Source organism: Kitasatospora kazusensis (assembly GCF_039529945.1).
GTDB classification, from domain to species: Bacteria; Actinomycetota; Actinomycetes; order Streptomycetales; family Streptomycetaceae; genus Kitasatospora; species Kitasatospora kazusensis.
Map to the genome: position 1 here is coordinate 108,132 of NZ_BAAANT010000020.1, position 11,505 is coordinate 119,636.

9 protein-coding genes are annotated in these 11,505 nt (G+C 72.3%); 7 read left to right on the forward strand and 2 right to left on the reverse strand.

Annotation, left to right across the window (positions count from 1 at the left end; all coding sequences use genetic code 11):
• Positions 1-99 precede the first annotated feature (99 nt).
• The 4 genes from ABD330_RS18595 (at position 100) to ABD330_RS18610 (ending at position 3,037) form a co-directional block, all read left to right on the forward strand.
• Complete coding sequence (locus ABD330_RS18595; RefSeq protein WP_425555570.1) at positions 100-1,407, forward strand: MFS transporter; 1,308 nt, start codon at positions 100-102, stop codon at positions 1,405-1,407.
• Positions 1,408-1,533: 126 nt separating this feature from the next.
• Complete coding sequence (locus ABD330_RS18600) at positions 1,534-1,851, forward strand: FmdB family zinc ribbon protein (RefSeq protein WP_344466426.1); 318 nt, start codon at positions 1,534-1,536, stop codon at positions 1,849-1,851.
• Between the two features lie 324 nt (positions 1,852-2,175).
• The gene (locus ABD330_RS18605; RefSeq protein ID WP_344466428.1) at positions 2,176-2,502 is read left to right on the forward strand and encodes a hypothetical protein; all 327 of its coding nucleotides are present in this window, start codon (positions 2,176-2,178) and stop codon (positions 2,500-2,502) included.
• 100 nt (positions 2,503-2,602) lie between these two features.
• Positions 2,603-3,037, forward strand: coding sequence for a large conductance mechanosensitive channel protein MscL (locus ABD330_RS18610; RefSeq protein WP_344466430.1), 435 nt, complete (start codon positions 2,603-2,605; stop codon positions 3,035-3,037).
• 43 nt (positions 3,038-3,080) lie between these two features.
• On the opposite strand, the gene ABD330_RS18615 is transcribed toward ABD330_RS18610, so the two are convergent.
• A complete protein-coding gene (locus ABD330_RS18615) occupies positions 3,081-3,329 on the reverse strand; it encodes a hypothetical protein (RefSeq protein ID WP_344466432.1) in 249 nt (82 codons plus the stop codon).
• A 120-nt stretch (positions 3,330-3,449) separates the two neighbouring features.
• Positions 3,450-4,421, reverse strand: a complete 972-nt coding sequence (locus ABD330_RS18620; RefSeq protein ID WP_425555571.1) for a sigma-70 family RNA polymerase sigma factor — start codon at positions 4,419-4,421, stop codon at positions 3,450-3,452.
• A gap of 426 nt (positions 4,422-4,847) precedes the next feature.
• Here ABD330_RS18620 and ABD330_RS18625 point away from each other — a divergent pair, with 426 nt between their 5' ends.
• The 3 genes from ABD330_RS18625 to ABD330_RS18635 form a co-directional block, all read left to right on the forward strand.
• The gene (locus tag ABD330_RS18625) at positions 4,848-5,663 is read left to right on the forward strand and encodes a phosphatase PAP2 family protein (RefSeq protein WP_344466434.1); all 816 of its coding nucleotides are present in this window, start codon (positions 4,848-4,850) and stop codon (positions 5,661-5,663) included.
• A 396-nt stretch (positions 5,664-6,059) separates the two neighbouring features.
• Complete coding sequence (gene murJ / locus ABD330_RS18630; RefSeq protein ID WP_344466436.1) at positions 6,060-7,961, forward strand: murein biosynthesis integral membrane protein MurJ; 1,902 nt, start codon at positions 6,060-6,062, stop codon at positions 7,959-7,961.
• A gap of 348 nt (positions 7,962-8,309) precedes the next feature.
• The coding region (locus ABD330_RS18635; protein ID WP_344466438.1) for an N-acetylmuramoyl-L-alanine amidase at positions 8,310-11,505 on the forward strand (3,196 nt) is incomplete at its 3' end.

Consider the following 11,505-nt stretch of genomic DNA (forward strand, 5'->3'; position numbering starts at 1 on the left):
GTCGGACCCGGTATCACCCCGGTCGACGCGCGAGAGGACGACTCTCGGCGCCGTCGGGGCCACCCATGCCCCGTCCGCGCTACCAGGCAGCAGGAAGGCATGACCGTGACGGCCCGCCGAACGGTCGATACCCCGCAGGCACGCGTTGGCTACGGTGCGCTACTCCGCACCCCCGGCGCCTGGACGTTCCTGGCCCCCGCCCTCGCGGCGCGGCTCCCCTACGCGATGCTCAGCCTGGGCATCGTGCTGCTGGTCCTGGACACCCAGGGCTCCTACGGCACCGCAGGCACCGTCGCGGCGGTCTCCGCCGTCGCCCAGGCCTTCGTCGGGCCCCAGACCGGACGGCTCGCCGACCGGTTCGGGCAGGCCGCCGTACTGGTGCCGAGCGTCGTCGTGCACGCGCTCTCGGTGGGCGCGCTGATCGCCCTGGCCCTGGGCCACGCACCGGTCTGGACGCTCTACCTGGCCGCCGCGCCGGCCGGTGCCAGCGTGCCGCAGATCGGCGCCATGGTCCGCTCCCGCTGGGTGGCCAAGCTGACCGGCGACCCGGCGACGGCCTCGCCGCAGAAGCTGAACACCGCCTTCGCCTTCGAGTCGGTCACCGACGAGTTCACCTTCGTGGTCGGACCGGTGCTCGCCACCGCCATCGCGACCGGCATCGCGCCCGCCGCCGGGCTGATCGCCGAGGCCGCGCTGACCGTGGTCGGCGGGCTCGCGTTCGCGGCCCAGCGCCGCACCGCCCCCGCCCGGCACCCGCACGTCCCCGGTGCCGGCCGGGTCTCCGCACTCGCCTCGCCGGGCGTCCGACTGCTGGCCGGCTCCTTCCTGGGCGTCGGCACGGTCTTCGGGGCCATGCAGGTCTCCGTCACGGCCTTCGCCAAGGCGGCGGGCCAGCCCGGTGCCAACGGCCTCGTCTACGGGATCTTCGCGGGCGGCAGCATGCTGGCCGGCGTGCTCTACGGGATGGTCGCCTGGCGGCGCCCGGCCCGGCAGCGGATGCTCGGCAGCTACGCGCTGCTGGTGCTGGGCTGCTCCACGCTGTGGGCGATGCCCAACCTGACCGCACTGGCGGTCGCCGGGCTGGTCTGCGGGCTCGCCATCGCACCGACCCTGATCACCGGCTACACGCTGGTCGAGACGCTGGTCGCGGACGGCGCCAAGACCGAGGCCTTCACCTGGCTGACCGGCGCGATCGGGCTCGGCCTGGCCACCGGGTCGACCGTCGCCGGACAGCTGATCGACGGCTACGGCACCTCGGCCGGTTTCGCCGTCCCCGTCGCGGGCGCCGGGCTCGGCCTGGTCGCCCTGGTGGCGCTGCGGCGACTGCTCGTCCCGCCGGCCACCGCGAGCCGTCCGGTCGCACGCAGCGCGGTTCCGGCCCAGCTGGTGGGGGCCTCGCAGGGCTGACGCCGACCGGCTCACGGCGCAGCTCACACCTGGAGCGCTGGACTCATCCAGCGGAATGCCGCATCATTGACCGTCGTTAGCACTCATCAGGCGAGAGTGCCAGGGGGAAGTGCAGGAGGAAGACAAGTGCCCACGTACCAGTACCAGTGCACGGAGTGTGGCAGCGGCTTGGAGGCGGTGCAGAAGTTCACCGACGACGCGCTGACCACGTGCCCGGAATGCCAGGGCCGGCTCCGCAAGGTTTTCTCGGCCGTGGGTGTGGTGTTCAAGGGCTCGGGCTTCTACCGGACCGACAGCCGCTCCTCCTCGACCAGCTCGGTGACCGCCTCGGGGTCGTCCTCCTCGGGCTCCGCGGCCGCCGCGGCGCCCGCGGCCGCTTCCACGAGCGGGTCCGGCAGCTCCGGTACGAGCGCCAGTAGCTCCAGCTCCAGCTCGGCGAGCTGACCCAACCGGACGTACCCCGTGGCTCACGGCCCGGCACTGTCGCGATCCCGCGGCGGCGCCGGGCCGTTCGGCGTTCCCGGGCCCGGGGCTCCCGTCCACCGCGCTCGCACCCCTCGTGGTCGCGTCACCGTGCTCCCCGTCCCCCGTGTGGGTGACCGAAGTTATCCACAGCCCCGGGTTGTCCACAGGAAGACGCCGCGGGCTTCCGGCGTCCGGACGGTCGGCGCACTCTGATCTCGCGAACGCCGCTCCCAGGCGCTCGCGAGACCACGGAGCCCGACCGGGCCCCACGGTGCCCTGCTATTCCGAGGCGGTGTCCCACCCGTGACCACGCAGCTGGAAGCCCCGCTCCCCCGTCCGCACCCGTCGTCCGTCCGGGCGGCCGTCCCCGCCTTCGCCCCCGCCGTGCCACCCCGGCGGGCCGTCCCCGCCTTCGCGCCGATCCGGCGCGGCTCGGGCGGTCGGCACCGGCTCCGGCAGGCCGTCCGTCACCGTCCGGGGGTGGTGGCCGCCGGGCTGCTGGCCACGGCCACCGCGCTCGCCGCCGGGCCGCTGCGGCCGACCTCGCCTCCCCCGGCCGCCGCCACGAGCACGGTCCTCGGCCCGGCCGGGGCGCCGCGCTGCACGGGTACCGCCCCGCCGACGGGATAGGCCGGTCGTCACCCGTGGGGCCTACTGCGGCTACGGCCCGGTCGCGGCCACCCCGGAGGAGGCCGGAGGCTGGGGGCAACCGACCGGACGAGGAGCAGTAATGCTGAAGGGCTTCAAGAACTTCATGATGCGCGGTGACGTCGTCATCGTGGCCGTCGGGCTGATCATCGCGCTGGCATTCAGCACCCTGATCAAGGCCTTCACCGACAACGTCATCAACCCGATCATCACCAGGGCCCAGGGCGGTCACTCGGCCGGACTCGGCTGGCAGCTCGGCGACGCCGGGAACGACGCGACCTACCTCAACATCGGGTCGTTCATCTCCGCCCTGATCTACTTCGTGATCTTCATGGCGGTCGTCTACTTCCTGATCGTCGTCCCCTACAAGGTCGTCCAGGCCCACCGAGGGATCACGGTCTTCGGCGACCCGGCCCCCGCCAAGACCTGCCCGGCCTGCCTCTCCGAGGACATCCCAGAGGCCGCGTCCAAGTGCCGCTACTGCGGGACCGACCAGCCCGTCGTCGGCCGCGGCTGATCCACCCCGGTCCTGCCCCGCCCCCGTCCCCGCTCGCCGCGCGCTAGCCGCCGTGGTGCGGCGGCCGCTGGCTCACGTACCAGTCCAGCCCGCGCCCGCTGGCGCTGCCGCTGCCGCTGCCGCTGCCGCCGCCCCAGCCGCTGTCCGTGTCGTCGCCGCTCTGCCGGTCCAGCGGATCGCCGAAGACCAGCTTCGCCTTCGGCTGCTTCCGCTCGCCGACTCGCGGCTCCCCGCCCTGCTCGGGCCCCGGCCCCTGCTGCTCGGCCTGCCCGGGCCCCTGCTGCTCGCCCATCTGCCCCGCTCCTTCTCCGCTCACCGACACGTCCCTTCCAGCGTAGGCCGCACGACGACGGACCCCGGTACGGGCGATCGCCGTACCGGGGTCCGTACGCGGGCCCGGACCGAACGTGGGTCAGGCGGCCTCGAAGCCCGCGTGGTCCGCGATCTTCTTCAGCTCGGCCAGGGCGTGCTTCTCGATCTGCCGGATCCGCTCGCGGGTGAGCCCGTGCTGCTTGCCGACCTCCGTCAGCGTGCGCTCGCGGCCGTCCTCCATCCCGTAGCGGGAACGGATGATCGACGCCGTCCGGTCGTCCAGCCGGCCGATCAGGCCGTCCAGCTCCTCACGGCGGAGCATGACCATCACGGCGTCCTCCGGGGAGGTCGCGCCGGTGTCCTCGACCAGGTCGCCGAACTGCGTCTCGCCCTCGTCGTCCACCGACATGTTGAGGCTGACGGGGTCACGGGCCCAGTCCAGCACGTCCTTGACCCGCTGCTCGGTGGTGTCCAGCTCCGCCGCGACCTCGGCGGGGTCGGGCTCGCGGCCCAGTTCCTTCGCCTTCTCCCGCTGCACCCGGCGGATCCGGCCGAGCTCCTCGACCAGGTGGACGGGCAGCCGGATGGTGCGCGACTGGTCGGCTATCGAACGTGTGATCGCCTGCCGGATCCACCACGTCGCGTACGTGGAGAACTTGAACCCCTTCGCGTAGTCGAACTTCTCGACCGCCCGGACCAGGCCGGCGTTGCCCTCCTGGATGAGGTCGAGCAGCGGCAGGCCGCTGCGCGGGTAGCGCCGGGCCACCGCGACCACCAGCCGGAGATTGGAGCGGATGAAGACGTCCTTGGCGCGCTCGGCGTCCTCGGCTATGACCTCCAGTTCCTCCCGCTTCGCGCCCTTGGGCAGCGTGCCCTGCTCCAGCAGGTACTGGGCGTACACGCCGGCCTCGATGCGCAGCGAGAGTTCGACCTCTTCGGCGGCGTCGAGCAGCGGCGTCCTGGCGATCTCGTCGAGGTACATGCCGACAAGGTCGCGGTCGGCCTCATAGTTGGTCGGGCGGGCCGAGCGAGTCCGGTCGGCCCTGTCGCGAACGACGGCACGAGTGGCCATGCTTGCTCCCTTGCTGCTGGTGCCGGTCTTCCTGGGTTGTCCTGCTGACGTGTCCTACTGACGTGCCCTGCCGAGGTGGCCCCGCCTGCTGGGTGCTCCTGCACCGAAGCCTCCGCCCGCCGGGGCCCGAAGGCCCGGGGCAACAGAGATGCGGGCCTCAGCGAGGCTCACACGTAACGATCCAACGAACAGAATTCGGACAACATTCCCAACTGGCCCAGATTCGTCGTCCGATGCAGTATCCTGCGGAATTCTCCCCGCGATCATCAACCCTGTGTGAGGGATCCGCGACCCGGAGTGCCGCCGCTGCGCTCCTCGCCGGACAAACGAACGACACCGGTCATCCGCAGCCTCTCCGCACAAAAGATGCCAAATCGCTATCCCCTGGACCCCGGATCCGGCCCTCCCCCTGGGAAGGTGTCAGCCATGCACCTGTCCACCGACGGCGCCCGAGCCGGCTCGGATCCCGGCCCCCCGCCCGGCGGCGCCGGGAGAACCCGCCCGCCCCGGCGCCGCCGTCCCACGCTCGGATGGCTGGCGCTGGCACTGGGCTGCACCGCCCTGCTCGGCGCGCTGCTCGCCCTGGTCGAGAGCCACTGGGGCCCGCTGGCCCGGGCCGACCAGGGGTGGACGGACGGCCTGCACCGCTTCGCCCGGAGCCACACCGCGTGGACGGCGTCGATGCAGACCCTCACCGACATCGGCGGCCCGCTCACCATGCGGGCCCTGCTCGGCGCGGCCGCCGTCTGGCTGTGGGCGATCGGCGCCCGGATGCTGGCGGGCTGGGTCGCCGCCCAGGCGCTGGTCGGCTGGCTGGCCGACTCGGCGGGCAAGGCCGTCGTCGGCCGCGCGCGGCCGCACTTCGCGGACCCGGTGTCACAGGCGGCGGGCGCCTCCTTCCCCTCCGGGCACGCGCTGGCCGCGGCGGTCACCTGCGCCACCCTGGTCGTCCTGGTCTGGCCGCGGGCGGGCCGGGCCGGGCGGTCCGCGGCCTGCGCCGTCGCCGCACTGGCGGCCCTGACGGTGGGGTGGACCAGGGTCGCGCTCGGCGTGCACTGGCCCAGCGACGTCCTGGCGGGCTGGCTGGCCGCCGGGGTGGTGCTGGGCGGCGTGACGGTCCTCGCCGAACTCTGGCGCCCCGGCGCCCTGGGCCGGGACGTCCAGCGGGTCGACCGGCGAACCGGACCCCGGGTCCAGCGCGTCCTCGTCTCCGGGGGCGAGGCGGATCCTGACGGGCAGTGAGGAACGTCACACCACCCCCGCGCTACCTCACGGAGCGGATCAAGAACGTGACGCATCCTCGAAAACGCTCCGTACAGACACCAGTTAAATCAGCTCAAAATCAGGCATACCACCCGTAATCGCCCCCTCTACGCCGACCACCCCACCGTCGGCCGTGCCGTTGACCAGCACCCCGAGACCTCCGGCACACGGCACGACCCTCCCCATGAAGTGCCGGGGTAGGGCAGACTTCTCCGGCTGGGTACTCCTGTGCCCGGCCCGGGGGAACCAAGCACGACGGCGCGGACCGAGCCGGTCGTACGAGGCAGCACCGGCTCCGTACACCGAGGGACCGCCTGACCGGAGCTGCGGAGGACCCGTGGCCCCACCGCCCAGGCACCGAGTGACGGGGGTCCGATGACCATGCACACGACGGACGAGCCCCACGGCTCGTACGGCGACCCGCCGACCATGTCGTTGCGGCACATCCCCCCGCCGCCCGCGTACGCGCCCAGCGCGGCGCCCGTTCCGCCCCAGCGCCGGTCCCCGGAGAAGGCCGCCCCCGCGTCGGCCGGCCGCAACGGCCTGATCATGGCCATCGGCTCGCTCGCCTCCCGGGCACTGGGCTTCGTCCGCAGCGCCGTGATCGTCGCGGCGCTGACCACCGGACCGATAGGCGACGACTTCAACGTCGGCAACTCGCTGCCCAACATCGTCTACATGATGCTCATCGGCGGTGCGCTGGCCTCCGTCTTCGTCCCGGAACTCGTCCAGGCCGCTCAGACCCACAAGGACGGCGGCGTCGCCTACACGGACCGGCTGCTGACGATCTGCGGCGTCTTCCTGGTGATCCTGACCGTCGGGGCCGTGCTCGCCGCCCCGATGATCGTCAGCTTCTACGCGCCCTCGTACACCGGCGCCCAGCGCGATCTGACCATCGCGTTCGCCCGCTACTGCCTGCCGCAGATCTTCTTCTACGGCGTGTTCACCCTGCTCGGCCAGGTGCTCAACTCGCGCGACCGGTTCGGCGCCATGATGTGGACGCCGGTGCTGAACAACGTGGTGGCGATCGGCGTCTTCGGCCTCTACATGCTGGTCGGCAACAACGCCAGGACCGAGCAGCACATGACGTCGGGGGCGACGATGCTGCTCGGCCTGGGCAGCACCCTGGGCATCGTCGTCCAGGCCCTCGCCCTGCTGCCCTCGCTGCGGGCCGCGAACTTCCGGTGGAAGCCGCGCTTCGACTGGCGGGGTGCCGGTCTCACCAAACCGCTCCGCTCGGCCGGCTGGGCGCTGGCGCTGGTGCTGGTCACCCAGCTGTCCTTCTCCGTGATCACCCGGCTCACCACGAGCGCGGGCAAGCTCGGCGAGCACCTCCACCTCCCCGGCGTCGGCATCGCCGCCTACAACAACGCCTACCAGCTCTTCGTCGTCCCCCAAGGCGTCATCACCATCTCCCTGGTGACCGCCCTGCTCCCGCAGATGTCCCGCTCCGCGGCGGCCGGCAAGCTGGAGGAGGTCGGCGCCGCCATCGCGGGCATGCTGCGCACCTCCGCCGGGATGATCATCCCCGCCACCGTGCTGTTCATAGCGCTGGCGCCCCAGATCACCTCGGCCGCCTACGGCTACGGGAGCAGCACCACCCCGGCCGACACCCTGGTGATCGCCCAGACCCTGATCGCGTTCGCGATCGGCCTGCCCGCGTTCTGCGCTCAGTACGCGCTCGCCCGGGGCTTCTACTCGATGGGCGACGCCCGTACGCCGTTCTGGTTGACGGTGGCCACCACCGGTACCAACGCGGGGCTGTCCTACGTCGCGTACCTGGTGCTGTCGCCGCGCTGGATCATCGTCGGGATGGCCGGCGCGCAGAGCATCGCCTGTGTCCTGAGCATCGTGATCACCGGCTGGGCCCTCGGCAAGCGCCTGCGGCAGGCACCCGCGCCCCAGGCCCGCCCGTCCGCGCCGGACGCCACCCTGATGCTCAACACCCGCGACCTGGGTACCCGGCGCGCCCGCCCCTCGCGCAGCGGGCTGGACGGCGGCCGGGTGGTCACGCTGCACCTGGCGCTCGCACTCGCCTGCCTGCCGGGTGCGCTGGCCGGGCACTGGCTCGCCGCGACCTGCGGCAGCGCGCTGGGCGGCGGACCGATCGGCAACATGGTGGGGCTGATGGCCGGTTCACTGACCGTCCTGGTCTCGCTGTTCGTCCTGGCCCGCCCGCTCGGCGCCGGTGCGGCGGTCGCTCCGCTGGCCCGCAAGCTGCGGCTGCCCTACCCAGAACCGGCCGCGGCGGCCAACAGCGGCAAGCACCGCCGGTAGCTCAGGCAGCGCCACCGGGCGGAGCCCCGGCGGTCCGGAGACGGAGCGTCAGGGTCCGGTTCGTGAACGGCCCGTCCGTGACGGAGCCGCGACGCGGCCGGGCGCCCCCGGTCGACGGCGCACGCACCACCAGGTGTTAGCGTCGCGGGAGTCTCCTGAGCGATCGAGGCCGAGCGGTCACGACCAGCGGTCACGACCGAGTGGTCGGCACGGTCAGCGGTCACGAGCACCAGCGGCGGCAGCAGCACGCCCCGCCGAGTGCCCTCAGGCGGCGACTGCACCCGGGCCAGGCCCCCATGGCCGGTTCGGACACGGACACATGGGACACGGGAAGGTCTGCAGACTCCGTTGACTGCCATACATCGAGCCATCACCGAGGGCGAGCCCCAGCGCACGACGCCCCCGGCCACCCACCGGCGCAAGCGCCGGCTCCGGATCCCGCTGGCGATCACCGCGGCCGTCGCCGCCTCCGCCACCGGCTTCTCCATGCTGGCGAGCGCGAGCGTCACCACGGCGGCCGCCGCGACCGGGTCCGACGTGCTGCAGCGGCAGTTCTCCGCCGCGGCCGACGAGTTCCACGTGCCGCAGAGCGTCCTGCTGGCGCTCTCCTACCAGGAGAGCCGCTGGGAGTCCCACCAGGGCGCGCCCAGCGCCACCGGCAACTACAACGTGATGGGTCTGACCCAGGTCGACCCGAAAGTGCTGGCCGTCACCGGGGGCGAGGAGGGCGGCGCCGGCGAGGACGCCCACGGCACCGCGGCGTCCATCGCGACCACGGTGGCCGCGCCGGCCGACAGCCCCGCCCTGCACACCCTGGACGCCGCCGCCCGGCTGATCGGCCGGCCGGCCGCCGCGCTGCGCACCGACACCGCGCAGAGCGTCCGCGGCGGCGCGGCACTGCTCGCGGAGTACCAGAAGGAGGCCGGCAAGCCGGTCTCCGCCCGGCCCGGCGACTGGTACGACGCCGTGGTGCGCTTCAGCCAGTCGCCCGCGGCCGACGGCGGGCGGCAGTTCGCCGACCGGGTGTTCGGCACGGTCAAGGCGGGCGCCGAGCGGACGACCGCGGACGGACAGCACGTCACCCTGGCGGCCGACGCCCAGGTGTCGACGCCCCAGGTGTCGACGCCCCAGGTGTCGACGCCCCGGGTGTCGACGCCCCAGGTGTCGACGCCCCGGGCGGCGATGTCACCGCGCGACGTGTCCACCGTCGAGTGCCCGCCGACCCTGAACTGCGACATCGTCAACGCCGCGTACCAGGCGACGGGTAGCGGCAGCACGCTGAACTACGGCAACTACGCCAAGTTCAACCGTCCGTCGGACGGTCAGGACATCCGCTACATCGTCATCCACGACACCGAGGGCAGCTACAACGCCGCCCTCGGCGTCTTCAACAACCCGCTCACGCAGGCGAGCGCGAACTACCTGGTCGGGGGCGGGGGCGCCAACGCCAACAAGGTGACCCAGCTGGTGGCCACCAAGGACGTCGCCTGGCACGCGGGCAACCGGTACATCAACATGCACAGCATCGGTATCGAGCACGAGGGTTGGGCCATCCCCAACGCGTCCTGGTACACCGAGCAGCAGTACCAGAACTCCGCGACGCTCACCAAGTACCTGGCCGCCCGCTTCGGCATCCCGCTGGACCGCCAGCACATCCTCGGCCACGACGACCTCCCCGTTCCGGCGTACAACGTCGGCGGCGAACACTGGGACCCGGGGACGACCTGGGACTGGGACCACTACATGGACCTGGTCGGCGCGCCGATCAGGTCCAACGCCGGCGGCTCGCTGCTGGCCGGCGGCAAGGTCGTCATCGATCCGCCGCTGACCCAGGCCAACGAGCCCAAGGTGACCGGCTGCGGGGCCGACCCGAGCAAGGAGTACCCGGGCCAGCCCTGCCCTGCGGCGCCCGGCAACTTCGTCTACCTGTACACCGGCCCCGGCACCAACTACCCGCTGGTGAACAGCGGCGGCACCGACGCCTCGGACGGTCGCGCGAAGGCCGTCTCCGGGCAGTCCTTCGTGGTGGCGGAGGTCGCCGGCGACTGGACGGCCGTCTGGTTCGGCGGCACCAAGGCCTGGTTCTTCAACCCGGGCGGCCAGAACGGCGCGGCCGACGACCGCACGGGCCAGCTCGTGGTCACGTCCAGGAACGGTGCCGCCCCGGTCTACGGACGGGCCTTCCCGGAGGCCTCGGCGTACCCGGCGGGCATCACCCCGGACGCCGTCACGCCGCTCTCCCCCACGGCCACCGTCCCGGCCGGACAGTCCTACGCCGTCCTCGGCTCCGGCCCGGTGGCCAGTGACAACTACCACACCAGCGTGGACGGTTCGAACCCCGCCGGCAACATCGTGATCGTCGGCACCACCAAGTACTACGAGATCCGGTACAACCACCGGATCGCGTACGTGAAGGCGGACGACGTCAACGTCGCCGACGCCACCACCCCGGCACCGAGCGGCTACACCCCGTTCGGCCCGGCGCGGGTGCTGGACACCCGTCAGGCGATCGGCGCCCCCAAGGCCCAGGTCGGCCCGAACAGCACGATCACGCTCCAGGTGGCCGGCGGCGACACCAAGGTGCCCGCCAACGCCACCTCGGTGATCCTGAACGTCACCGCCGTCGCGCCCTCGGCCGGCAGCTTCGTGACGGTCTACCCGAACGGGCAGCCCCGGCCGACCGCGTCGAACCTGAACTTCACCGCCGGCCAGGTGATCCCGAACCTGGTGGTCGTCCCCGTCGTCAACGGCAAGGTCGACTTCTACAACAAGGCCGGCAACGTCGACCTGATCGCCGACATCACCGGCTACTACTCGCCGGACGGCACCTCGAAGTTCACCAGCACCACCCCGACCCGGCTGCTCGACACCCGGTACGGCACCGGCGCGCCCAAGGCCAAGGTCGGCCCGAACAGCAGCATCACGCTCCAGGTCGCCGGCAGCGCGGGCGTCCCCGACTCCGCCACCGGAGTCGTGCTCAACGTGACGGCCACCGGGCCGACCGCCGGCAGCTTCGTGACGGTCTACCCGGACGGCACCATGATGCCGACGGTCTCCAACCTGAACTTCACCGCCGGCCAGACCATCCCCAACCTGGTGATCGTCCCGATCGTCAACGGGAAGATCGACCTGTACAACAAGGCCGGCAGCGTCGACCTGATCGCCGACATCACCGGCTACTACTCGCCGGCCGGCGACTCGACCTTCACCAGCGCGGGCCCGACCCGGTTGCTCGACACCCGGTACGGTACCGGCGCCGCCAAGGCCAAGGTCGGCCCGAACAGCACCGTCTCGCTCCAGGTCGCCGGCAAGGCCGGTCTGCCGGGCTCGGTGACGGCCGTGGTCCTGAACGTCACCGCCGTGGCCCCGAGCTCCGGCGGCTTCCTGACGGTCTACCCGGACGGCACCAGCCTGCCGACCGCGTCGAACCTGAACTTCACCGCCGGGCAGGTGATCCCGAACCTGGTGGTCGTCCCCGTCGTCAACGGCAAGGTCGACTTCTACAACAAGGCCGGCAACGTCGACCTGATCGCCGACATCACCG

Coding starts and splice junctions, on each gene's coding strand:
- ABD330_RS18595 (WP_425555570.1), top strand. CDS start 100: ATGACCGTGACGGCCCGCCGAACGGTCGATACCCCGCAGGCACGCGTT.
- ABD330_RS18620 (WP_425555571.1), bottom strand. CDS start 4,421: ATGGCCACTCGTGCCGTCGTTCGCGACAGGGCCGACCGGACTCGCTCG.
- ABD330_RS18625 (WP_344466434.1), top strand. CDS start 4,848: ATGCACCTGTCCACCGACGGCGCCCGAGCCGGCTCGGATCCCGGCCCC.
- ABD330_RS18610 (WP_344466430.1), top strand. CDS start 2,603: ATGCTGAAGGGCTTCAAGAACTTCATGATGCGCGGTGACGTCGTCATC.
- murJ (WP_344466436.1), top strand. CDS start 6,060: ATGACCATGCACACGACGGACGAGCCCCACGGCTCGTACGGCGACCCG.
- ABD330_RS18615 (WP_344466432.1), bottom strand. CDS start 3,329: ATGGGCGAGCAGCAGGGGCCCGGGCAGGCCGAGCAGCAGGGGCCGGGG.